This window comes from Rhodococcus sp. NPDC019647 (genome assembly GCF_044389235.1).
GTDB classification, from domain to species: Bacteria; Actinomycetota; Actinomycetes; order Mycobacteriales; family Mycobacteriaceae; genus Rhodococcus_F; species Rhodococcus_F oxybenzonivorans.
This window is the reverse complement of record NZ_JBIRXS010000006.1, coordinates 241,475-264,315: the sequence shown is the minus strand read 5'-3', so window position 1 is coordinate 264,315 and position 22,841 is coordinate 241,475. Positions and strand designations below refer to the sequence as shown.

Genomic DNA, 22,841 nt, shown 5'->3' with positions numbered 1-22,841 from the left:
TACGGTATCCCCGACCGAAGAAATCGTGGCCGCGTCCGAACCTGGACACGCGCTTGTGTGAGGCGGACGCTTCTCCCCGCCCCCCGGCTCATCCGTTCGGCTTCACCACAAAACACAACACTTCATGCTTGCATAGCCGCGCGCCTCTTTTGGGCGGATTCGGCCGGTCGCGATGCCCGGTGTTTCAGGTCTGCTGAGCTGTGCAAACCTGCGATCATCCCGTTTCGTTCGACCGACTCCGCGTCCCCTCGATGCGCTGCCGCTGCCGGGCCCCGTACGCCGCCTCCGTGACGGCAGCGTCGTCCTCGAGGCCCGACCCGAGCGCCCCACCGATGGTGGCGATGGACGCCAGCAGCCAGGCGAGCGTGAGGTAATCGGAGAAGTTGACCCCGTGCCCCAGAATGCGGGACAGCAGTTCCGGGGGAAGAGTGAGACACGCCGTGAACAGCAGCAGGCAGAACAGGGCCACGTGGAGGACGATCACGCCGATGACCAGGGTGACGACGGTTGCGGTGTTGTACAGCACCGAACGGTCGCGTTCCTCCGGCGACCGAGGCCGCTCCCAGAGTTCATGATCAAGGATCAACCAGAGAATCATCGCCACGATCGACAGGACCGTTGCCGCACTCATACGCCACGGACCCATCGTGTCGGCGAACATCCAGATCGTGCTGGTCGCCAGCGCGACAGCACCAGTGGCGAAGGCGCCGACGAGGACCTTCGACAGTCCGGTGACCAAGCGCCACGGCCGGTTGGCCCGCACCATCCCCGACAGCAGTCGAAGTCGCCGCAGACCCGAGGGAGCGAAGTACCGGATGCCGTCCTCAATCTCCACACACGGGAACCGTCGCGCCGCGCCCGGCGCCGTCAGTTCCGGTTCACCGAGGATGCGGGCGATCGCGAGTTCGGTGACAGTGCGGACGCGGCCCTCGATGTCGACTCCGCCCACCCCGACGACCGAGATCAGCGCAAAAAGGTGGTCGGCGCTGACGTCGGCGACCACCGGCAGGGTGTCCTCGCGGCGCGGCAGATCGGTGAGGTACACGACGATGTCTTCCCCCTCGGAGGACGGATCGACCGCGTCGATGACATCTGCGAAGTTCGCTTGCTCGTCTGAGAGGTACGGCTTGCTGCGCACGCACGCCGTCCACCGGCGCTCGAGCCGGTCACGGCTCCGCAGGCGCTCGGGCAGGTACTCCGCGACGCGTTCCGCGAGAGCCTGAGGCTTGCCCGGATCTGCGATCAACAGCACCGAGGCCTGTTCACCTATGGCACCGGGCCCTCCCTGCAGATGCTCGTTCGACTTCACCTCGCTCGCGTACCCGCTCGGTCCGACCCCAAACTCGTAGCGCGGTCTTTCCGCCGCACGGCAGTCGCCACCTGATCTGCGAGCGGACTGTAGCAAAACGGGACACTGCCACCGATGTGAGCCAAGTTACATTGCCAGGCGGAATCAGCTCAGGAATTCAGTAGTTATGTAAGGTGGCTATGAGTATCTACAAGGCGCGCCGCGGGCCACGGAACGAACGTGACCGACTCTGGACGAACGAACGTGACCGATTCCGGCCATCAGCGCCATCGCGAAAGAACCAAGAGTTGAGCAATCTCCGACCCGAGATCGAAGCGTCGTGGCGACGGTGTGAAGTTATCGGCGTCTCGTCCGGCGATGACGACCTTCCCTACACGCCGGACGTGGATCGCGACAGCCGGTTGAGAAGAGCCGCCGATCCCGTGATCGACAACCTCGTCCTCCACCTGCTGGACGCCCCCGCGACCATCCTGCTGGCCGATTCCGCCGCGCAGATCGTCGACCGCAGGGCTGGCAACGCTGGGTTGCGAGCGCGTTTGGATCGCGCCTACGTGGCACCCGGATTCCGGTATGCCGAGGAGGACACCGGCACCAACGGGATCGGCACCGCGTTGGAGGAGCGACGACCGTTCCAGGTCAGCGGTGGCGAGCACTACCGTGAGGCGCTGCAGAGCCTGGCGTGCGTCGGTGTTCCCATCATCCATCCGATCACCCGCACCGTGGAGGGGATACTCGACATCACCTCCAACCTGTCGGATTCCAACGCGCTGATGGGCGCCCTGGCGAAATCAGCCGTTCGCGAAATTCAGTCGCGCCTCTATGCCGAGTCCTCCGATCGCGAGCAACGGCTTCTCCAGTCCTTCCTGCAGGCCTCTCGCCGCGGCTCCTCCGCAGTGGTGTCCTTGAACCAGGATGTCATCATGACCACTCCGATGGCCGCGCAGATCATCGACACGTCCGACCAAGCGCTCCTCTGGGATTGGGCATGCCGAATGCTCGCCGGCCGCGACGAATTCATCGGGGAAGTCAGGCTCGCCGACAACGTCACGGTATCCGCGACTGCACGTAGAGTCGGAGACTCCCGATCGCCGGCGGGCATCGTCATCGAGATGCGGCAGCATCTCCGCGATACGAAGAAGTCGTCCGCCCGTCAATTGGCGTCAGCCTCCGCCGTCGAAAAACGCGCGGAGACTGTCAAGATTCCCGGCCGCAGCTTGTCGACGAAACGACTGCAGACCGAACTCGAGCGGCTCGCCTCGATCGACGCGCCTGTCCTCGTCACCGGAGAACCCGGCGTCGGCAAGTTCTTCGCCGCGACCGCCCTCCACCGGATGCAGGATGCCGACGGCCGTTTCACCGTGTTCGACGCTGCTACCGCCTCTGTCGACCCCGACGCGTGGATTACCGGACTGGTCAATTGGAACAAGGTCGACGGCGCCCTTATCATCCGGCACCTCGATCTCCTGCCGGAAAAACTGGTCCCCAACGTCTGCGCGGTCCTCAGTGAGGCAGTCGACCATCGCGCGCAGATCATTGCCACCGCGGGCGAAGCGATCCGTCAAGGTCCCGCCGGACGACTGTGCGATCACTTCATGCGCCGCATCGAGATCGATCCACTGCGACTTCGGTCCGAAGATATCGCCGACATCAGTGTCGCCCTACTACGTAAGCACTCCCCCGACCGAAACGGCCTGCGACTGCAACCCGCTGCTCTGCAACTGCTGGTCGCGCGGGACTGGCCGGGAAATGTCCGAGAACTCGAATCGGTTCTGGCGTCCTCGCTCCTGCGGTCGATGGGCTCCGACATCGGAGTGCAGCATCTGCCCGACGGTTACCGCGACGGTGATCTACGCCGCCGAAATGCCTCGACGTCGCTCGAATTGGCGGAGCGTGACGCGTTGCTCAAAGCACTCGTCGAGACCGACGGCAACAAACTACTGGCTGCGCAACGCCTGGGGGTAGCTCGCTCCACCCTCTACCGCAAAATGCGCGCCCTGGGGATCGACGGGAGCCGGTTCCTTCCGCAGTAACGCCAGTCGATGACGGAACCGTGCCGAGCGCGAGATGGAGCGTCAGTCACCGGCTCGCGCCCAGGCCTCGAGCATGCGCCTCGCAATCGAGGCTGCACCGGGCAACAACACGTGCGCCTTCGTCGAACTCGTCCAATCCCCGGCAGCCAGAGCCTCCCGTACCTCCGCGCGGGTGCACCAGACAGCTTCGCCGATCTCGCCATCCCTGAAGACGAACTCGTCTCGGGGGTCGGCCGTCGCATGGAATCCGAGCATGAGGGAGCGCGGGAAGGGCCAGGGCTGACTTCCGACGTAGACCACATCGGAGACCGTGAGACCGACCTCCTCTGCAACTTCCCGTGCCACACAGCTTTCCAGAGACTCGCCCGCCTCGACGAAGCCCGCGAGCGTCGAGAAATTCCGTGCCGGCCAGTTCGCCTGACGCGCCAGCAGGACTCGGTCTGCCCCGTCGTGCACCAGACAAATGATCGCGGGATCGGTACGCGGATATTCCTCCCGACCGCACGCCGTGCACACGCGCATCCAACCACCTGAGGTGATCGTTGCCGGCGCCCCATCCTTGACGCAGAAAGGGGCGTCGTCCTGCCACGTCAGCAAGGCCATCGCTGTGACATACCGGTCGGTGTCGGCAGCGTCGAGGATTGCTCCGTGTGAGCGCAGGTCACCGAGCTCGACCACGGTTCCTGTCGTGGAATTGTCAGCGAGGGACTCGTCCCGCACCGCCCACTCGTGAACCGAGCCACAGACGCCGAGCAGTACGGCGTGCGCGGGAGGCTCGGCGTAGAAGTCGGTGGCCGGTTCCAGCATCAGTTGTCCGTCTACAAGCCGGACCTGACCACGCCCGTTCACACGAAGTATTCGCGCATCCGGCCACGCCTCCACCCACGCGGTCGAGTCGTCACGCACCGAGACGGGACGGCTCACCGTCACAACGTGATTCAACATGGTGAATTCTCCCTGACTTCATAATTCGAACGTGGCACTCCCGGTACCCGGCTTAAGTTCCCGGTCAGATCAGTACAGGGATTGCTCCCACAACGCCACCGTCTCCGGAGCGTTCTCCACCATGGGGTAGTGCCCGGCTTTGCCCCGCACGGTCCTCAGGTTCCCGTGCGGCAAGGCCACCAATGTGTCCCCTAGGTACTCTGCCGTCACGAAGGGGTCGCTTTCACCCACGATCAGGGTGGTAGGCCCTTCGTAGGTGCCTATCCGGTCGAGGAAGTCGGGGCTGGTCCAGTTCTTCAGGTAGGACTCCCACGTCGCCTGGTCCATCGTCGAGCGGTTGCGGTCGGCCAGGTTCTTCAAATCTGTCTCGTCGATGTGTGGTGCCAGTGCGCCCCGGATGGCTGCACCCGGGTCTGCCCAGGCCGCGGCGAAAGATTCGTAGGTCGCCTGGTCGAGAGGGGTACCCGCCGGGGAGACGGGTGTCAGTGCGACGACCGAGGTCACGCGTTCAGGTGCGAGGGTCGCCACCCGAAGAGCTGTGGTGCCGCCCATCGAATGTCCGAGTACGGAAAAGGTCGACCATCCGAGCTGATCGGCGGCGCCGAGGGCGACCGCGGCCATCCCGTCGATTCCGTCGGCCGGCGCCTCGGGGCGATTCACGCCGTATCCCGGAAAGTCGACGTACGCGTAGGTGAAGCGGGACTGATCCGTCAGGGCGCGTGCTTTGAGCCATACGCTGCTGTCCAGCGCCCAGCCGTGCAACACCAAGACCCGATGGTCACCGTTTCCTTCGATCGCTGCAATCGCGTTCACTGCCGTACCTCCCTGTCGGCGACGCTGAAACTCCAGCCGTCGGTTGATCACTCCGAACGAACCTAGAACCGCAGCAGGGCGTCGGCGTGTCCGATTGTGAAACACACCCACGCGGCGGATGCCTGTGTCAATTTCGGACACTTTCCGCGCCGGACGCACCCATAGTGTGGCGCCACCTGCCTGCTGAACAGACTTGCCCATGACACGAAGGAGAACACACCATGGCACTCGATCCTGCGGTCAAGAATTTGATAGACACTCTGAACGAGCAGGGACTGAAGTCGTTCGAGCAGATGAGCATTGCTGAAGTTCGTGAGGTCGTCGAGTCCTTCAGCGGCCTCCAGGCACCGAAGGCAGACGTCGCGCGTGTCGTCGATACGGTCTACCCCGCGCCCGGTGGAGAGCAGGCAATTCGCCTCTACGTTCCGGAGTCCGACACACCCCTACCGGTCGTGGTGTACATCCACGGTGGTGGCTGGGTCGCCGGCAGCCTCGACGTCACCGAGCAGCCATGTCGCGCACTGGCCTCCGACGCGCACGTCATCGTGGCCGCATTGAGTTACCGGAAGGCTCCCGAGCACAAGTTCCCTGCCGCGTCCGAAGATTCGTTCGCTGCATTGAACTGGGTGATTGAGCACGCAGCCGACTTCGGTGGCGACGGCACACGCGTAGCCGTCATGGGCGACAGCGCCGGAGGCAACCTGGCCGCGGTCACAGCCCTCCGGGCACGCGACAGCGGCGGCCCGGCACTGCGCGCTCAGGTATTGATTTATCCGGTCATCGACGGCACGGCACGATTCCCGTCGCGCGAGGAGAACGCCGAGGGGTACCTGATCACCACGGCAGCCATCGACTGGTTCTGGGAGCAGTACCTGGCCACCCCGGAAGACGCGGAGAATCCGTACGCCTCCCCGGCCAAGGCCGCGGATCTGTCTGGGCTTCCCTCGACCCTGCTGTTGCTCAACGAATACGAGGTCACTCGGGACGAGGGCGTGGACTACGGCAGGAGGCTGGCCGACCAGGGAGTCCCCGTGCAGGTCGAAATGTATGAAGGCCTTGTCCATGCCGTGTACTGGATGACCGGTGCCATTCCGCGCAGCGCTGAACTGCACAGCGCCGTCGTCGAATTCCTCGGCAAGCAGTTCGCCGACTGACCGGGGTGTCCCTCGGTGTCGAGCATCGGCCCTATTACCTATATCTGTAATAAACTCCCTTATTGCGGAATCCCACGCTGACTGTCATAGTCATAAAAATGCTTCCTGTGCAGCGAAAGAGGTTTCAGTGGAACTCACACCCGGCGCTCTCCATGGTCTGCGCGTCATCGATCTGACGACCGTGATCATGGGCCCCTTCGCCACCGCAACCCTCGCCGACATGGGCGCAGACGTCATCAAGGTCGAGAGCCTCGACGGTGACATGAGCCGAGATATAGGTTCCCGCCGCCATGACGGGATGAGCGCTCTGACACTCAACCTCCAGCGCAACAAGCGCAGCATCGCGATCGACCTTGCCTCCAAGGAGGGCCGCGAGATTCTCGACGATCTGTTGCGCAATGCGGATGTGCTGGTGACGAATCTACGGCCACGCTCGCGGCAGAAGCTGGGCATCACCTATGAGCGGCTCTCGGAGAACAATCCGGGACTGATCCTCTGCACCGCACAGGCATACGGCTCCGAAACCGACTTTCGGGACTACCCGGCCTACGATGACATCGTGCAAGCAGCGTCGGGCGCCGCGAAACTCACGGAACTCATCGACGGTGAACCTCGTTATGCGCCATACGTCATCGCCGACAAGGTCGTCGGTCTCTACATCGTCATCGCTGTCCTCGCCGCCGCGATGGAGAAGAGCCGCACCGGCCTCGGCCAGGAGGTCGACGTGCCGATGGTCGACGCAATGATCGGTTTCAACCTCGTCGAACACTTCGGTGGCCACACCTTCGCCCCGGCCGAAGGGAACTTCGGATGGGCACGCGTGCTGACACCGGAACGAGTCCCACACCAAACGTCCGACGGCTGGATTTGCATCATGCCGTACTCGGCGAAGAACTGGAACGACTTCTTCACCATCGCCGGCCGCGACGACCTGGTGAACAACCCCCGCTACGCCTCGGTGAACGACCGCCACACTCACATGGGCGAACTTCTCTCAGCGATCCGAGAGGCCGTCCCGAGCCGAACCACCCAGGAATGGCTGACCTTGTGTGAAGCACACGGAATTCCCGCGTCCGACCTACTCGATCTCGCCCACGCGCACGAAAACTCCTACGTCCTGGAACAAGAACTGATCACCAAGCGTGAACATCCCACCGAAGGCGAGTATTACGCCACCCGCACTCCGTTCACGATGTCGCGCACACCGATCTCATTCAGCCGGCACGCTCCCCTGCTCGGCGAGGACACCTTCACGATCCTCGAAGATCTCGGTTACTCCGCCGATCGCGTCCATGCGCTGGCCGATGCATCCGTCGTGAGGGCGACGTCGCCTCAGGGGACCTCCTCCTGAATAGAAGAAGTAACAATGACTGACGTCGCTGTTCCGCCCGCAGCCGGAGCGGCAACGAGCGCCACGAACGACTTCGCCTCCACCGACACGATCGCATTGTCGCGAAGACAGGTTTTAACGACGACTCTGGCAGGTCCCCGATAGTCGGATCGCGTCGTTCTGGAGTCACGGTTACGCGAGTTTCAGTCGATCTCGCAGCCGTCCACCGGTTGGTGAGTGTGGGTGCAGTGGGCAGCGTACGCCCCTCACCCCCGGCGGGGGCGACCTCTAGGCCGGCGTCAGGTAGCCCGGTGCCGGTGGTGTGGTCGTCCTTGAGGTCGTTGATCACCACCCGAGCTTCGAGCAGGCTCGTCCAGTGGTTCCGGTTCAGGCATTCCTTCTGCAGACGATCATTGAAGGATTCGATGTGCCCGGTGTTCCACGGCTCCCGGGCGGAATGTACGAAATTCCTATCCGATCCTGCAGAACTACTGCAGCACAGTCGAAACAAATTCGCTCCGTTGTCCATTCGAAGCACCAGCGGCGGTCCGCCCCACATCGCGGAATGCCTTGTCCCTCGTCGGTCAACACTGCGCCGTGAGCGAACGCTCCACCACGTTCAGCAGCGACTGCCTCGTGTGCTCGTCGATCATCGAGGCGATCTTGATCGCTTTCCCGTCGATGGTGGAGTCGAACTGGAAATCCACTGCCCACACCACATGGGGGCGTCGGCTTCGAGCTGCGGACACGCAGCGGACACCGGGCCGTGTGCGTGGATGATGAATCCGAAACTGAAGGCCTTTTCCTTCCACAGCCGGTGACCCTTCTTCTTGTTCACCACAGCGCCCTGATCGTGCCTCAGGTGCGCCCAGGCGCGACGAAAACCATGCAACAGACGCGTCCGGGCGTACTCGCGCAGCGTCGCTCTCAAAGCGGCATCGGGGTTTGCTGGTGTCTGAGCGACAGGTATTCGGGCGTAGGTGGAGCGGCCCCAACCATCCTGCAGGCCGATCGCTTCGACATGCTCAACCTCGAGTTCGCAGCGATTTCCTTCTGCGTCTTACCTGCAGCAGTGAGCTCGTCGGCACGGCACAGCTTGCGCACGATGTCCTCTGCGAAGTTTCGCTTCCGTCCAGCCATGTTCCCTGTCGTCCTATCCGCCCAGTTCACGGACAACAAGACTCTGAAACAGGGTGGCCCCGGTCACCGGGGACACGCCAACTTCACCCATCCCGCCCTTGCGTGGCGCTCGGAACTCGGATTGGCCGACGACTGGGAGAAGAAAACACTCCGTGGAAGTGTCCATTCACATCCACGGAGTTATTCGTTTCTCGGGCACGTCACTCGTCAGTGAAGGCGGCAGTTCGCTCTTCGATGACGGTGTCGTCTGCTGACTTCCGTGTGACCTGTCGTCTGCTGAACCACTGCCTGCATGGCACAGTCCCCACTCGAGTGCCTCGACCGCGCCGACACGGTCCCCCCTCACGATCATCTCTGCCGCCCGGCCAGGAGCGCGGGCTTCGTCGAGCAGCCACGTGCCACCGGCACCCGGGATGTTTCCACTTCACGAAGCTCCCTTTCACCGGCAACGCGGAGTCGCACCTGGGGGGCGAGGTCGCATCCAGCACCGATGGCAGGGCCGTTTGTCTCGATGAACCCGTCGCCTTGAACGCGGACTGGACGATCCATGAGTGTATTTCCCCAACCTTTACTGCGATCGATCCTTCGACTGGTACCCGACCGGCACGAACTCGGCGGCGGCCTAAACCGGGTTAGACCGGTATAGACCGCCGCCGCGAACACCTTCACCCCTTACCGGGGAGAACCTGCGCCTTCATACGCACGCTGCGGATTTGAGATTCAGGCGAGGCCCAACTTGGGACGCAGCCACTGGGCGATCCGGCTCAGCGCTTGATCCGCCTCGGGTGCCCGACCCGCATTGAAGTGGAATACGTGCTGTTGCTCATCGACCACGTCCAGCACCACCTCGCCGCTCACCTTCTCGATCAATTCGGCCAACCGACGTGAGTCGTCGAGAAGCGTCTCATAGCCGCCGACAGATACGTACACCGGAGGGAAGTCGGTGTAGTCGCTGAGCAGCGGGTTCGCCCGCGGGTCCGTTGCATCTGCGGGTTCGGAGAGAAACATTCCCCGCATCGTTTCCAGAACCGCCCTCTTGGCCAAAACGTCGACTGCGTCGTTCGATTCGACCGTCATCCCCTTGATCTCCATATCGAGCCATGGTGAAAGCGCGACGACGGCAGCAGGAGTGGGAAGGTCCAGACCCGCGAGCTCGAACGTTGTCGAGATCGCGAGATTGGCGCCCGCCGAGTCGCCGACGCTCGCCGTGTACTCCGCCTTGTAACCCTGCGTGCGGAGCCACTTGTGGACGGCCATGCAATCTTCGAGTTGGGCTGGGTGCTTGTGCTCCGGCGCGAGCCGGAAGTCCACGATCAGGGCGCGAACACCCGCCAATTTAGCCAGGTGTGCTGCAAGCTTGCGGTGTGAGAAGCGTGAACCCGTCGCGAAACCGCCACCGTGGGTAAAGACGATTACGCGGTCTTCGGCGGCCCCCAGAGGCTTGGCCCACATTGCCGGCACACCGTTGGCTGTCACTTCCTCATAGGTGACATCGGTAGGCTCGATGGTCGGAAGATGCCACTCTTCGAACATATCTCGCTGACTGGCGAGGTCCATTCCTTCGGACCGGGTAAGCCACGACGCGTACAGGTCGTTGAGGAACAGGGATTCTTTGCTCACGGACATGTGTTGCTCACTTTCATCACTACTCGAGGGAGGGAGATTTGACTGTTCAGGAAAGCGCGAAGCCCTTGTATCCCGCACACACGGTCTCGTCCCACTTGGCCAGGTAGAGGGGAAGACCACCGGGGTAGTTCAGCAACTGCCGGGGCTTACCCGGGACGTTGGCACCCATGTACCAGGAGTCGGCTTTGTCGTAGAGCGCCTCGGCCGTCAGTTCGGCGACGTGATCGGACCAGGCAGCATCCGCATCCGCCTCGGATTCGATACGGCTCAATCCGTTGTCCCGCATGTAGTCGATGGTGTTGATGACGAGGTCACCTTGGATCTCGGCGCAGCTGGGCCCGTTACAGAAGCCCGACGGGCTGAGTGGTCCGTAGAGGAACAGCAGGTTGGGGAATCCTGCCGTCGCGACCCCAAGGTTTGCCCGTACACCGTTCGACCACTTGTCCCGGAGCAAAGTACCGTCGGTGCCGCGAATGTCGATGGCGGTCAGGCCACCGGTGACGGCGTCGAAGCCCGTTGCATAAACGATGATGTCGAACTCGTGCTCTTCCGAAGCGGTCTTCAGCCCGGTGCGCGTGATCGTCTCGATCGGGTCCTCGTGCAGATCGACGAGACGCACGTTGTCCTGGTTGAAGATGTCGTAGTACGTCTGCTCGAGCGAGGGGCGCTTCACGCCGAAGGGGTACGCCTTCTTCATCGGCGCCAGCTTCTCGGCGATCACCGGGTCCTTGATCCGGGCACGCGTCCGGTCACGCCAGAACTCGTAGGCCGTGTCGTTTGCAGCATCGTCGACGAAGACGTCTTGGTACGTTCCGAGCCAGAACTCGAAACCGTGCTCCCACAGTCGCTCATAAGTGGCGTTTCGCTCTTCGTCGCTCACCTCGAGGGCTGACTTGGGAATGAAGTCGAAGTCGAAGCCGGAGAATGACGCCGGACGACGACTGAATCTGTCCGCCAGATCGGACTTGATCCTCGAGTTGTCCTCGTCGGAGAGCTGACGCTGGCGCATTGGGAGCGCCTGAACGGGGGTGCGCTGGAAGACGGTCAGCTGTGCGGCTTCCTTCGACGCCTCCTGAGCGACCTGCACGCCACTGGCGCCGGTACCGATGATGGCGACTCGCTTTCCTGCGAAATCGATTCCGCCTTCGGGCCACAGACCGGTGTGGTGGTTGATCCCTGCGAAGCTGTCCATTCCCGGGAGCTTCGGGAAGATCGGCTTTGCCGCGAATCCGGTGCACAAAACGAAGTACTGACAGACGAAAACGTTTCCGTTCTCCGCGGTCACGGTCCAGGTGTTCGCCGTCTCGTCGAACTCGGCGGACGCGACCCGGGTGTTGTAGTAAATGTCCTTGCTCAGGTCGAGCTTCGCGTCGACGTACTTGAAGTAGCGGCGCAGTTCGTCACCTCCGGGGTAGAGCTCGGAGAACCCGAAGTCATCCCATAGGTCGGGGCGCGTGAACTGGTAGATGGGACCTTCGCTGTCCACTCGGGCACCCGGGTAGCGGTTCCAGTGCCAGATTCCGCCCAGGTCCTCACCCGCCTCGACTACTTTCACCGAGTACCCTCGACTCCGCAGATTCTCGAGCTGGTACAACCCGGCGAATCCTGCTCCTACGACGAGGACGTCGAGTACCTCGGTCACGGCTGGTGCGGTAGTGCTCATTGTTGTCTCCTCTTGTTACCGAGTGTTGCTGGGGTTTGATGCTGGGGTTTGTTGATTGCGCTCTACGGCGCAGACTGTGTTGAGCTGACTTATGGGAATCCAGTCCTGCGTGGCTTCTAGGTCCAGCGGACATACGCGGTCTTGGTGGTTGTGAAGAAGGTACGTGCGGCCTTCCCCTGTTCTCGGCTCATGCTGCTCGAGCTCTTGAGCCCACCGAACGGCACATGTGGCTCGACACTGCTGGTCTCGCGATTGATGTGCACCAACCCCGATTGTGTGCGCCGGATGAAGGTCATCGCGGTCGCGATGTCTCTGGTGAACACTCCAGAGGACAGGCCGTAGTCCGTGTCGTTCGCGGCCTTCAGCGCATCGTCGAAACCATCAACTTCCTGCACGGTCACGACTGGTCCGAAGATCTCCTCCCGGACGAGCCTGCTCTTCTCCGACACTCCGGTCAGGATGGTCGGTGCGATATAGCAAGTGTCGGAATCGAACTCCCGCCTCGTGAGAAACTGGACGTTCTCGTCGCGGGCGAGTTTCAGGTAGCCGGCCACCGTGTCACGTTGCTCCACCGAGGCTAGTGGGCCGATATCGGTGGCCGCGTCGTACGGATTACCGACGACGAGCGCGTCAGCGTGCTTCACCAGCAGTTCTCGTAGTCTGGGAGCGACGGCGCGGTCGACGTAAACCCGGCTCGTCGCGGTGCAGCGCTGTCCCGTGTGGAGCATCGCGCTCTTCACGATCTGTAGCGCTGCATCCTCGACATCGGCGTCGGCGAGAACAATGGACGGGTTCTTGCCGCCCAGCTCGAGCTGGACCTTGATGTTGCGATCGGCGACGGCCTGACGGAGTCGCGACCCCACTGCACCCGAACCGGTGAAGGTCAAGGCTGCGAGTCGCGGGTTCCCGGTGAGTGCCGCCGAGAGCTTTCTACCACTGCCTGTCACCAGATTGACGACCCCCGCGGGCAACCCGGCTTCTGCGAGAATCCTCGTCAGGAACACTGCGGATCCGCAGGCCGGTTCGGCGGGCTTCCACACAACGGCGTTCCCGAAACCTATTGCCGCCGCAATCTTCCACGCCGGAAGCGCGAAAGGGAAGTTCCACGGTGTGACTACACAGACGACACCGAGCGGCTCCTCTACCGTCATCAGCATCGTGTGTGAGTCGGCACTGGGGTATGTCTCTCCACTGGGTTGCAGTATCTCACCGGCGTAGTAGCGGAGGATGGCGACACTGCGCAGGACCTCGGCGCGTGCGTCACGGATCGCCTTCCCCATGTCTGCGGTGATTGTGAGGGCAGCTTCGTGAACGCGGCTTTCCAGAAGGTCAGCGGCAGAACGAAGATAGTTCGATCGCTCGATTGCTGTCGTCTCGGACCACGCTGGTTGAGCACCGCCTGCGGCCGCGTACGCAGCGTCGACATTGCCGGGAGTCGCTGAAGCGTAGATTCCCGTCACCCGGCGGAGATCGGAAGGATCTAGGCGCTCGAAAGTGTCGGTGGCGGTGCTCCATCGACCCGCGATATACAACGTGGTCCCGTCAGCGATCGACGACGGCAACGTTGGGCTGTCCAAGTTCACGGACATCTTTGTTCCCCGATCTGTGTAGGCGCAGAGGTTGTTGGATTCGCCCTCGGCGCGGAGGTGTTGTGTCTTGTCACCCGCACGCGCAAAGCGGCGGGTGTGCCGGTATGAAAATCTTCTCGGCAATCTTGTAGTGCGTGCTGTCACCGCGGGCGTGTCGATATCGGACGTTCCGGTCTCAGTGCAATCGAGCGGCGGAGTCGAAGTGATTAGGAAACCACTCTTTTGTGGCGATAGCCAGTGGGCTGCCAAAAGCCCTCGGACACCTCACAAAACGATTCAGCAATGACCACTCGAGTGACTTGGAACACGCTGTAGGGAAAGCATGACACCCGGCCTCTGAAAACACAATAGGGGAATTTTTTACGTATATAAGAAATGTCGGGAATGCATGCAGCGGGAAGATGCGCGACCTGTGCAGCATTCTCCCGGACAGATGCGAGCCAATCCGACTTGCCTTCAAGGACTTCGAAACCCAGCGCTCGAGAGCAGGTATGAACCGTCACTCCCGGTCCTCGACGCCATTGTTCGGCGAGAAGGGGCACGTGGGCTGGCAGCCACGACTGTGGCTGGAACTAATGCATTTTCATAGGAGAAAGAAGACTTCATTCCCGTATCGCCACCGGCAAGGTTGCCGGGCCACGCAAATCGCTAGGAAGGCACCTGGCGGAGGTGGGGTTCAGAATAAGAGAACGGCAAGCCCGTTCGTCTGAACCAACACCGCCGACCAAGTACTTACCGCGGCAAACCGCCAAGTAACTTCAACAGCGAGCCACTAGGGACTGAGGTCTGCCGCATTCGCCGTTAGACGCCGACGAGAGGGCCTATGACTGGATTCCATTCGTAGATGCGCTCTCCTACGACGACGCCCTGCGTGACGTAAGGATCCTCCGCGAGCAGAGAACGCAAGGCGTCTTCGCTGTCCGCTTTGAATACCAGTAAGGCTCCGGCGCCGTCGACCCAGGCGCCGGCCTCCTGCAGCACGCCTCGGGCAGCGGCATCCTTGACGAAAACTAGATGTTCGGCATGCGCAGCCTCTTTGACCGACGCATCGGTGGTATACGACCAGATCACAGCGAACAAGGCCATGGTTGCTCCTCAAACGGGGGAATGAAACGGCTCCGAATATGCGCATGAACTGCACACTCGAAAAGGGTAGAAGTACGGGTTAGGTGACTCGTGTCCTATTTCGCGACACTGATTGCTCCAAGAGTGGAGGCATGAAACGGAATCGGATCTGACCAGCGTGTCGCAACCGTCCGACGATGCCCTCGATGACGTTCGCGCCGGTCTCACCGGAGCCGCACCTCTCCCGCCAAGAGGGAGACCCTCTGCTCCAGCGGCTCGAGTGCCGTTACGTTCAGGCCATGGTAGACGAGAAGGTATACGTGGTCGATCGTGTGGTCACAAAACCCGGACGTGCCCGGGAGTTCGTCGACGCGTACGTCACCGAGTACGTACCGGGGGGACGGACACGCGGAATGACCCTGGATCGAATTCTCGTCAGCCCCCCGATCTGGTGGGCGGACGAGCCCAACACCATCACGATCACGTGGGTGGTCGACGGGGTCGACGCCTGGTGGGACATGACCCGGCGGGGCCGCCCCGACCCGGAACTCGGCCGGTGGTGGTCGCGGATGGACCCGATGATCCTCGACCGAACCCGTTCCATGGCGGCAGCGGCCGAGGACGTCGACGGTGTGTGCGATGTATAACGTCACAAGGGTCGTCCACTTCACCGAGGCAGCCGATGCCACTGCGCGGGAAGAGTACGCGAACAATGCGCGTCGAACCATCCTTACCGCCGGCGTGGAACGGATACTCATCGCCCCGACTTTGCCGGGAGTCATCAACGGCGGCGACCTGATCGTGCACCTGCAGCTCGCCGACACCGCCGCCTGGCGGAACCGCGCGGACGACATCGACTCCGCTCTCTCCCAGCCGATTGCCGACCGAGTCGACGGGGTCGAGTACGCCCCCGGACTCGGCGGTCGGGGGCCCGGACAGCATTCGAGCCGCCTGTACCGCGCACTGCTGCTCCGTGTGGAGTCGGGTACCCCGGACTCCGTCATCCAGCGGTTCGAGCGGGAACTACTCCGGATGCCCGAACATATTTCGTCGATCACGGCGTGGCAGCTCAGCAGAGTCGACGCGGCCGTGGGCCCGCAGCGGTGGACGCACGTGTTCGAGCAGGAGTTCACCGACCATGGTGCCGTGACGGGTCAATACCTGAATCATCCGATCCACTGGAGCGTCGTGGACCGGTGGTTCGACCCCGAGTGCACCGACATCATCATCCGAGACCGGGTGTGCCATACCTTCTGCGAACTCGACGACCTCGTCATCCCCGACCGGTAGCTCCCCCGAAAAGCGCTGTGGTGCGGCCGGACCGGTGACCGGCCGACCACACCACAGGTAGCGCGGGTGCTATGCGTTACCGAGTACGTCGCGCATCATTTCCCAGATCTGTTCGCGCGCCGGCGCGGTGAGCGAGAGCGAAGGGAAGGTCAGGAATCCGTGGAAGAGTCCGTCGAACCGGTGGTGCCGGACTCGGACACCGTCCGCGGTAAGGCGCGCCGCGTACGCGTCACCCGATGAGCACGGCGGATCGAGTTCGGCGGTAATCACCACCGCCGGCGGCAGACCGGCCAGTGTCTCCGCCCGGGTGGGAACCAGCCGCACATCGTCGGTCCCGTTCGGCGCATACTGCTGCCAGTACCACTTCATCGCCTCGGTGGTGTTGTAGTACCCGGTCCCGTAGAGGCGGTACGACTCGGTGTCGAAGTCGTCGTCGATCACCGGATACAGCAGCACCTGCGCGGCGACGGCCGGGCCACCCCGGTCGCGGGCCGCAATAGCGACCGTCGCGGCGAGGTTACCTCCGGCGCTGTCGCCCGCCAGTGCGATCCGGGTGGGGTCACCGCCGTATTCGGCGGCGTTCTTCGAGGTCCACTCCAGGGCGGCGTAAACGTCGTCGTGCGCGGACGGGCCGGCATGCTCGGGAGCCAGGCGGTAGTCGACCGACACCACGACCACGCCGGCACCTTGCGCCATGGAACGGCACAGTTCGTCGTGACTGTCGAGGTCACAGAACACGAACCCGCCACCGTGGGCGAACACCACCACAGGCAGTTCCGGATCGTCACAATGCGGCCGGAAAATCCGTAGCGCGAGGTTGCCGTCGGCAGTCTCGATCGTGAGATCGGTGACCTCACGCATGTCCGGCAGTTGCTGCAAGGGCGCCCGCCGGTCGCGGATCAACTTCCGCAGTTCGGTGGGCGGCACAGCCGTAATGTCCGGAAACCCGGCATTCAGGGTGGCGAGCATCGCTGCAACTTCGGGATGCAGGGTGGGTCGAACTGCCATGGTGTGGTCTCCTGGTCGGTCGGCACGTTCCTGCGGTCACGGTAGGCGCGCCGCCGGATGAGCCGGAACCAGGATTCCCGATCAGCGGTCGCCCATCAGCCCACCGGTTCTGCTTCGCGAATCTTCATGTCATTGCTCGTCGCTTACTTGTTCTGTTGTCGGTTCACCATCTCGGTGATCCAGACCGGCGCGAAGGGTGAGGTGCAGTTCCGGGGCGTCGGGTAATCCTCGAGCACGTGCAGCCGCTCGCCGATGTCGATGGCGCGGGCGCGGTGCTCGGCATGCTCGATTCCGATTTGCGCCAAACAGTGATTCATCGCCCACTGCAGGCGATCCGGGGCATCCTTCATCTGCGCTTCGATGATGTCGAGCAGTCCTGTGAGGTCGAGGCCCTCGGGTTTCTTCGCCACGCGATCGGTGGTCAACGCCCACCCGGCACTGGCGACCACCGGATCCGGATCGGCGAACCAGGTCAGGCGTAGCTCCTCGGCGTGCGGGTTCTTCTTCACGACGTAGTTGACGAGCCAGTCGTGCACCTTGGGTGTGCGCGCCTGACGCAGCATTGCATCCAATTCGTCACGCTCTAACGCCTTCGGGCGGCAGATCAGGATCGCCAGCAGTCTCGCCGCGCTGTCATCGGTGTCCCAGAGCTCGCGGGCAAGTTCCTGCTGGATCTTGAGCCGCTTGGCAAGTGCGCGCAGCTTGCCGAGGTTCACGCCGTGGTCGTCACCGTGCTTGGCGTTCACCTCGCGGGCCCTCGGGTCTTCGAGCTCTGCCAGCTCGGCCAACACCTCGGCCACCGTTGTGGGGTTCGCCGTCGTCTGAGCCACGTCTCTCTCCTGTCCGTCGCGTGGGAGATAGCCTACGACGAGGGGTCGACACGTTGCTGACCTGGAGTATCGACGGCTGTGGTGTTGCCGAGGTTGGTGGCGGCCCAGTTGGCGAGCAGGGTCATGGCGTCGGCCGACGGACTGCCGGGTTCGGGACTGTAGAGGGTCAGCACCAGACCGGGGTCGGCGGGCAACGGCATCGTTTCGTAGCCGATGGTGATGTCGCCGACGACGGGATGGTGAAAAGATTTCGTTCCGGTGTAGTGCAGGCGCACATTGTGTTTGGCCCAACGAACCCGGAACTCTTCGCTGCGGGTGGATAGTTCGCCGACCAGGTCGGAAATGCTGCGATCATAGGGGTCGCGGCCGGCGTCGGTGCGCAACAGGTTGACCGAGCTGTCGGCCATCAGCTCCCAGTCGGGGTAGAACTCGCGTGCGCGGGGGTCGAGGAAGCAGAACCGCACGAAGTTGACCGGCTGACTGGGGTCGGGATGTAGTGGGTCCGGGTACAGCGGGCTGTAGAACGCATACGCCAATTGGTTCCCGCAGACGAGATCGTGGCGGGCGTTGCGCACGAACGCGGGTCCGAGGTAGTTGTCACACAGCCTCTGCACCATCGGCCGGATGGTTTTGGTGCGGCGGGGCCTGCTCCGCTGTGGTCCGGTAGTGACGGCACGGTGCAGGTCGAGCAGGTGCGAGCGTTCGGCGTCGTCGAGATTGAGAGCGCGGGCTATCGCGTCGAGCATGGATTCGGAGACGCCGGTAACTTTGCCGCGTTCGATCTGGGTGTAGTAATCGACCGAGAGCCCGGCCAGGGTGGCGACCTCCTGGCGACGCAGACCGGGAACACGGCGTTTGGCAGCGTCGTACACCGGCAGTCCTACCTGGTCGGGGGTGATCTTGGCCCGCCGTGACGCCAGAAACTGGCCGATCTCGGCCGCTCGTTCGGTGGACTCCATAGAAGCGAGGCTACGACCCCCGTGCCCGTGGCTGCCAGGTTCTTGCGAGAGGGGTGTCGCCGGCACCCCTCTCATCTTCGCCTCCCACAGCGGCCGTGTGCGGCGTTGCATGGAGGCCGGAGCGCACAGATGCTCCGACCTTCCCGCACGTTCTCGAGACAACGAGGTGACATGACCGCGCAGCCGGCAATCCGAATGAAGCCGAACACTAGGCTGCCTGTCCTCGTGTACGTGTTGGCGGCCGGGATCTTCCTGATGGGCACCACCGAGTTCATGGTCGCCGGACTTCTGCCCGACGTCGCCGCGGATCTGGGTGTGGATATCGCACAGGCCGGATTGCTGGTCACTGCGTTCGCGGTCGGCATGATCGTCGGGCCACCGGTGATGGCGGTGGCCACGCTGCGGTTGCCCGCACGGGTCACCCTGGTCGGTGCGCTGGCAGTGTTCGCGGCCGGGCATGTGGTGGCCGCGATGAGCGAATCATTTGCCGTGGTGACCGCCTCGCGGGTAGTGACAGCGCTGGCCACCGGCGCATTCTGGGCGACCGGTGCGGTGGTGGCGGCCGCGGTCGCCGGGCCAGGAGCCAGCGCGTGAGGGTGATGTCGGGTGGGCTCAGCGTCTACTTAAATCTCATACTATCTGCCACTGACGTGGCCGATGCCGGAGATGTAGGTACGTCACGGCTACCCGTAACACCGTGCGGTGTGGCGGGTTTGACCGTGTCCCACACCGACGCTCGAGGTGCAGGAACAATTCTTATCTGATTCACCCCCGCCTCGGGTGTCGCGGTGGGAACACTGCGGCGGACCCGGCGATGACGCGGACGGCTCGGGGTAGGACTTTTCTTGTCACGGCACTGCCGGACCGGCGCATGTTCGGCGATCCGGATCTGTGGGTTCTGTCCGCGTTTGCGGACTGCTGCGCGGCGCCCCAGTAGTGCACGTTTGGCGAGGTTCACCCCCGCCACGTGATCACGATTGCCGCCGACCTTGCACCGTGCACACCACGCCCGGTGATAGCCGCCCGGGCGGGAGAGTGTGTCGTTGCAGCCCGGGCACAGCGCCGACGTTCCGCGGGCCGGTACGGACACCACCGTCACACCGACCCCCGCGGCGGTGTGCGCGAGAGCGTCGACGGCTTTGCGGCGGGCGGACTGCGCGGCCCGATTGTTGTTCACCCGGCCATGTCCTCGGGTTTCGAGGGTGGTGAGGTCTTCCACCCCGATCACCGTTGCGCCCGCCGTGGCGGCGTAGTCGACGATGTGACGGGCGAAGTGGAAGGCTAGTTCCCGGTTGATCTTTCCCCGTTTGACACCGACCGCGACGCGGTGGGCGTCGAGGACCGCGATCTTGTCTTCAAGTTCGGTGCGCACCTGTGGTGGGGCGGTCGCGGCGAGCTGCATCAGGCGTGCGGCCTTGCGGTGCAGGTGTTGGCCTTCCGCTTGCAGGCGGGCCAGCTTGATCCCCAGGCCCCGGTCGTCGTAGGTGAAGCCCCGGTAGTCCGAGACCAACCCGTCGGGGCGTTCGGTGACAATCGCAGCGGCACCGAGGGTGGACGGTGACCAATCCACCCCCACCGCCGTCGATCCCGACGTCAGATCGGGCGCTGGAATAGATTCGGTGGCAGCGCAGCGCAGCAGCACACCTCGGTGGTCGAGGACGAGAGTCGGCAGATGCCAATCCGTGATCGCTCTGGTGTGCAGGTGCGGTGGGATCGCGGCGATCAGGCGGACCCGCTCCCACTGCGCCCGATCTGTCGGGGATGTGGTGGTGGGCAGTTTGACCGTCAACACCATGACACCGTCTGCGACGGTGATCTGCGAGAGTTGGCGATCGGCAGCGGAAAGCCTGGCCATCACCGACGTCTGTGGCGGTCCCTGCACGTCGGTGATCCGCAAGCAAGTGGTGGGACCACCCCCGCTTCCAGTGCTGCGCGAGCGCGCTGCGAGTTGCCGTACCACACCGCGCGCGAAACCCGACGGCACATACTCACCGGCCGTGGTGGGCGGCGCCAGTCGGCCGGTAGCCGGGTCGAACCTGGCCGACAGCGAACAGATGGCGGTATCCCGGTACGCCAAGGTACGCAGCGTGCCGACAACCTGGGAGGTGACCACCCGGGTCACCCGCGAGGGCACGTACACACCGGGGGGATAGGACGGGTTCCAGCCCAGACGCGCCGCAGCGACATGCCCCTGCACCGGGAGCTTGCGGCCCGAACTGTCACGTCCGGCGGTAAGGGCATCGAAGGTGGCCGGGTGCCACAACCGTGACACCAACTCAGACTCGGCACACGAAATCAGGTTCAGCAGCCACCGGACACGAACATCGATGGTATCGAGCCCGATCGGGGCGCCGGTAGCGTCGTCGACCGCCGCGTACGGGCGGGTGGTGAACGAAAACTGACGCGGCACAGTGAACCCGGCAACAGTCATCGGCTATCCCTCCTCCAACCTCGCTGCCGCATCGCCCGAGAAGTCGGCGTTGATTCTGCTTCGACCGCAGCCGGTAGAACCGGCCCGAAAACGAGGCGAGCAACGCCATGAAGTCAACCATCAACTCCTCCACCAGCGATGTGTCGCCATGCTCCCGCAGGACCTCGACCGTAACCCCGACCACCGACATTTAGCCTCGGAGGGAGTCCGCAGGTGGGCCGACCGAACCCGCAACACCACCCGCACCTATAAGGATCGCGGTTCTGGTTTGAGGGAAACGCGGGCCGGTTTGGACCGGATACTCGACGACGCCGCCAAAGGCCACTTCACGGTGTCCCGATCCCGGGATCGTGAGGATCGGTGAGATCGACACCGGACTCGACACCATCACCGACGCCGCCGGCAACGCCACCCTCACCATCACCGCCGCCTGACCGCCCAACGACAGAAGAAGACCACCAGTATGCGTGGAGGAAATCGGTGACTCCGTGAAGACATTGAAGGCCGACTCATTCACACACGCCAACCCAGGAGAACAGAAATGAACACCACCACGATCAGCCCGCACCGAGGCCATCGTCGCTGGACCAGAATCGCCGGCGCCGGCATCGCCACGCTCGCCGTCCTGGCCGCCTCGGCCTGCTCGGCTGCCGACTCGACCACCTCCGCCGCAGCACCCGCCTCGCCGGTCGCGAACCTGGCCTCCGGGGACCTGTCCCACGGTGCCGACAACTTCTACACCAGTGACCAGGTCACCATGCAGCCGGTGATCTTCAAGAACCAGTACAAGATGGACGTCTCCGGCAACCTGTTCGTCCCCAAGAACCTCGCCCCCGGCACCCGCGCAGCCGCGATGGTCGTCGGCCACCCCATGGGCGCGGTCAAAGAGCAAAGCGCCAACCTCTACGCCACCAAAATGGCCGAACAAGGCTTCGTCACGCTCGCCCTGGACCTGGCGTACTGGGGCGGCAGCGCGGGTGAACCCCGCAACGCCGTCGCCCCCGACCTCTACACCGAAACCTTCTCCGCCGGCGTGGACTTCCTGCGCACCCAGAACAGCGTCGATCCCGAACGTATCGGCGCACTCGGCATCTGCGGCAGCGGCAGTTTCGTCATTTCCGCCGCCAAGATCGACCCCCGTATCAAAGCCGTCGCCACCGTCAGCATGTACGACATGGGCGCCGCCAACCGCAACGGGCTGGGCCACTCTGTCACCCCCGAGCAGCGCCAGGCAATGCTCGCCCAAGCAGCGACCCCCATCGAACGCGAGTTCTACGACTTCTACCGCACCCAGCGCGGAGCATTCACCCCCGAAGGCACCACCCCGGACCTGACCACGCACCCGACGTTGTCGAGCAACGCGAAGTTCATGAACTTCTACCCCTTCAACGACATCGAGACCATCTCGCCCCGCCCGATGCTGTTCGTCACCGGTGAAAACGCCCACTCCCGCGAGTTCAGTGAAGAGGCCTATCGCCTCGCCGGTAACCGCAAGGAACTGGTGATCGTGCCAGGCGCCGGTCACGTCGACCTCTACGACCGCACTGATTTGATTCCGTTCGACAAGCTGACCGAGTTCTACACCCAGAACCTCGCCTAACGGCATGTGAGCAGTTCCCGAGCCCCGGTGAGGACACCTATGACCCGGAACAGAAGTCC

At 63.4% G+C, this 22,841-nt stretch carries 20 protein-coding genes; 7 read left to right on the top strand and 13 right to left on the bottom strand.

The genetic code is table 11. From position 1 onward, the window contains the following. Positions 1-214: 214 nt before the first annotated feature. Positions 215-1,309 carry a hypothetical protein gene (locus ACH49N_RS15410; protein ID WP_358273001.1) on the bottom strand — a complete coding sequence of 365 codons (1,095 nt, stop codon included), beginning with the start codon at positions 1,307-1,309 and terminating at the stop codon, positions 215-217. Between the two features lie 287 nt (positions 1,310-1,596). Here ACH49N_RS15410 and ACH49N_RS15405 point away from each other — a divergent pair, with 287 nt between their 5' ends. Then, on the top strand, positions 1,597-3,339 hold the full coding sequence (locus ACH49N_RS15405; protein ID WP_236603218.1) for a sigma-54-dependent Fis family transcriptional regulator: 1,743 nt from the start codon (positions 1,597-1,599) through the stop codon (positions 3,337-3,339). A 42-nt stretch (positions 3,340-3,381) separates the two neighbouring features. On the opposite strand, the gene nudC is transcribed toward ACH49N_RS15405, so the two are convergent. Both nudC and ACH49N_RS15395 read right to left on the bottom strand, forming a co-directional pair. Beyond that, positions 3,382-4,284 (bottom strand): NAD(+) diphosphatase, encoded by a 903-nt coding sequence (gene nudC / locus ACH49N_RS15400; protein ID WP_317767549.1) that lies wholly within the window; start codon positions 4,282-4,284, stop codon positions 3,382-3,384. Between the two features lie 69 nt (positions 4,285-4,353). Beyond that, positions 4,354-5,097: an alpha/beta fold hydrolase gene (locus tag ACH49N_RS15395; protein WP_250769439.1), complete on the bottom strand. Its 744-nt coding sequence runs from the start codon at positions 5,095-5,097 to the stop codon at positions 4,354-4,356. Between the two features lie 221 nt (positions 5,098-5,318). Here ACH49N_RS15395 and ACH49N_RS15390 point away from each other — a divergent pair, with 221 nt between their 5' ends. Then, complete coding sequence (locus ACH49N_RS15390) at positions 5,319-6,251, top strand: alpha/beta hydrolase (protein ID WP_358273004.1); 933 nt, start codon at positions 5,319-5,321, stop codon at positions 6,249-6,251. A gap of 127 nt (positions 6,252-6,378) precedes the next feature. Beyond that, positions 6,379-7,602, top strand: a complete 1,224-nt coding sequence (locus ACH49N_RS15385; RefSeq protein WP_358273006.1) for a CoA transferase — start codon at positions 6,379-6,381, stop codon at positions 7,600-7,602. On the opposite strand, the gene ACH49N_RS15380 is transcribed toward ACH49N_RS15385, so the two are convergent. The 6 genes from ACH49N_RS15380 to ACH49N_RS15355 all read right to left on the bottom strand — a co-directional run bounded on the left by ACH49N_RS15380 (position 7,502) and on the right by ACH49N_RS15355 (position 14,685). Then, complete coding sequence (locus ACH49N_RS15380; protein ID WP_397504652.1) at positions 7,502-8,110, bottom strand: integrase core domain-containing protein; 609 nt, start codon at positions 8,108-8,110, stop codon at positions 7,502-7,504. The two genes, ACH49N_RS15385 and ACH49N_RS15380, sit on opposite strands and share 101 nt — an antisense overlap. Before the next feature lie 55 nt (positions 8,111-8,165). Continuing rightward, positions 8,166-8,330, bottom strand: a complete 165-nt coding sequence (locus ACH49N_RS15375) for a hypothetical protein (RefSeq protein WP_358273009.1) — start codon at positions 8,328-8,330, stop codon at positions 8,166-8,168. A 1,111-nt stretch (positions 8,331-9,441) separates the two neighbouring features. Next, a complete protein-coding gene (locus ACH49N_RS15370) occupies positions 9,442-10,347 on the bottom strand; it encodes an alpha/beta hydrolase (RefSeq protein ID WP_358273010.1) in 906 nt (301 codons plus the stop codon). 46 nt (positions 10,348-10,393) lie between these two features. Beyond that, a complete protein-coding gene (locus ACH49N_RS15365) occupies positions 10,394-12,010 on the bottom strand; it encodes an NAD(P)/FAD-dependent oxidoreductase (protein ID WP_358273012.1) in 1,617 nt (538 codons plus the stop codon). A gap of 116 nt (positions 12,011-12,126) precedes the next feature. Further along, the gene (locus tag ACH49N_RS15360; protein WP_358273013.1) at positions 12,127-13,599 is read right to left on the bottom strand and encodes an aldehyde dehydrogenase family protein; all 1,473 of its coding nucleotides are present in this window, start codon (positions 13,597-13,599) and stop codon (positions 12,127-12,129) included. Positions 13,600-14,400: 801 nt separating this feature from the next. Then, entirely contained in the window at positions 14,401-14,685 is a 285-nt protein-coding gene (locus ACH49N_RS15355) for a YciI family protein (protein ID WP_358273015.1), read from the bottom strand. A gap of 278 nt (positions 14,686-14,963) precedes the next feature. Between ACH49N_RS15355 and ACH49N_RS15350 the strand changes: the two genes are divergently transcribed. Then, positions 14,964-15,311: a hypothetical protein gene (locus tag ACH49N_RS15350; protein WP_250770088.1), complete on the top strand. Its 348-nt coding sequence runs from the start codon at positions 14,964-14,966 to the stop codon at positions 15,309-15,311. Continuing rightward, positions 15,304-15,954, top strand: a complete 651-nt coding sequence (locus ACH49N_RS15345) for a Dabb family protein (RefSeq protein WP_358273017.1) — start codon at positions 15,304-15,306, stop codon at positions 15,952-15,954. The genes ACH49N_RS15350 and ACH49N_RS15345 overlap by 8 nt, the downstream gene beginning before the upstream one ends. A 69-nt stretch (positions 15,955-16,023) precedes the next feature. Here ACH49N_RS15345 and ACH49N_RS15340 read toward each other — a convergent pair whose 3' ends face one another. The 3 genes from ACH49N_RS15340 to ACH49N_RS15330 all read right to left on the bottom strand — a co-directional run bounded on the left by ACH49N_RS15340 (position 16,024) and on the right by ACH49N_RS15330 (position 18,751). Beyond that, positions 16,024-16,962, bottom strand: a complete 939-nt coding sequence (locus tag ACH49N_RS15340; RefSeq protein WP_358273019.1) for an alpha/beta hydrolase — start codon at positions 16,960-16,962, stop codon at positions 16,024-16,026. Positions 16,963-17,105: 143 nt separating this feature from the next. After that, positions 17,106-17,792, bottom strand: coding sequence for a DNA alkylation repair protein (locus tag ACH49N_RS15335; protein WP_358273021.1), 687 nt, complete (start codon positions 17,790-17,792; stop codon positions 17,106-17,108). A 32-nt stretch (positions 17,793-17,824) separates the two neighbouring features. Then, positions 17,825-18,751: a helix-turn-helix transcriptional regulator gene (locus tag ACH49N_RS15330; RefSeq protein ID WP_358273023.1), complete on the bottom strand. Its 927-nt coding sequence runs from the start codon at positions 18,749-18,751 to the stop codon at positions 17,825-17,827. A gap of 171 nt (positions 18,752-18,922) precedes the next feature. Between ACH49N_RS15330 and ACH49N_RS15325 the strand changes: the two genes are divergently transcribed. Continuing rightward, a complete protein-coding gene (locus tag ACH49N_RS15325; protein ID WP_397504649.1) occupies positions 18,923-19,345 on the top strand; it encodes an MFS transporter in 423 nt (140 codons plus the stop codon). A 25-nt stretch (positions 19,346-19,370) separates the two neighbouring features. Here the strand turns inward: ACH49N_RS15325 and ACH49N_RS15320 are convergent, their stop codons facing one another. Next, on the bottom strand, positions 19,371-21,182 hold the full coding sequence (locus ACH49N_RS15320) for a zinc ribbon domain-containing protein (RefSeq protein WP_358273024.1): 1,812 nt from the start codon (positions 21,180-21,182) through the stop codon (positions 19,371-19,373). Between the two features lie 541 nt (positions 21,183-21,723). Between ACH49N_RS15320 and ACH49N_RS15315 the strand changes: the two genes are divergently transcribed. Further along, entirely contained in the window at positions 21,724-22,782 is a 1,059-nt protein-coding gene (locus tag ACH49N_RS15315; RefSeq protein WP_358273026.1) for an alpha/beta hydrolase, read from the top strand. The last annotated feature ends 59 nt before the right edge of the window (positions 22,783-22,841 follow it).

Coding starts and splice junctions, on each gene's coding strand:
- nudC (WP_317767549.1), bottom strand. CDS start 4,284: ATGTTGAATCACGTTGTGACGGTGAGCCGTCCCGTCTCGGTGCGTGAC.
- ACH49N_RS15390 (WP_358273004.1), top strand. CDS start 5,319: ATGGCACTCGATCCTGCGGTCAAGAATTTGATAGACACTCTGAACGAG.
- ACH49N_RS15380 (WP_397504652.1), bottom strand. CDS start 8,110: ATGGACAACGGAGCGAATTTGTTTCGACTGTGCTGCAGTAGTTCTGCA.
- ACH49N_RS15370 (WP_358273010.1), bottom strand. CDS start 10,347: ATGTCCGTGAGCAAAGAATCCCTGTTCCTCAACGACCTGTACGCGTCG.
- ACH49N_RS15365 (WP_358273012.1), bottom strand. CDS start 12,010: ATGAGCACTACCGCACCAGCCGTGACCGAGGTACTCGACGTCCTCGTC.
- ACH49N_RS15360 (WP_358273013.1), bottom strand. CDS start 13,599: ATGTCCGTGAACTTGGACAGCCCAACGTTGCCGTCGTCGATCGCTGAC.
- ACH49N_RS15355 (WP_358273015.1), bottom strand. CDS start 14,685: ATGGCCTTGTTCGCTGTGATCTGGTCGTATACCACCGATGCGTCGGTC.
- ACH49N_RS15350 (WP_250770088.1), top strand. CDS start 14,964: ATGGTAGACGAGAAGGTATACGTGGTCGATCGTGTGGTCACAAAACCC.
- ACH49N_RS15345 (WP_358273017.1), top strand. CDS start 15,304: ATGTATAACGTCACAAGGGTCGTCCACTTCACCGAGGCAGCCGATGCC.
- ACH49N_RS15340 (WP_358273019.1), bottom strand. CDS start 16,962: ATGGCAGTTCGACCCACCCTGCATCCCGAAGTTGCAGCGATGCTCGCC.
- ACH49N_RS15330 (WP_358273023.1), bottom strand. CDS start 18,751: ATGGAGTCCACCGAACGAGCGGCCGAGATCGGCCAGTTTCTGGCGTCA.
- ACH49N_RS15325 (WP_397504649.1), top strand. CDS start 18,923: ATGACCGCGCAGCCGGCAATCCGAATGAAGCCGAACACTAGGCTGCCT.
- ACH49N_RS15320 (WP_358273024.1), bottom strand. CDS start 21,182: ATGACTGTTGCCGGGTTCACTGTGCCGCGTCAGTTTTCGTTCACCACC.
- ACH49N_RS15315 (WP_358273026.1), top strand. CDS start 21,724: ATGAACACCACCACGATCAGCCCGCACCGAGGCCATCGTCGCTGGACC.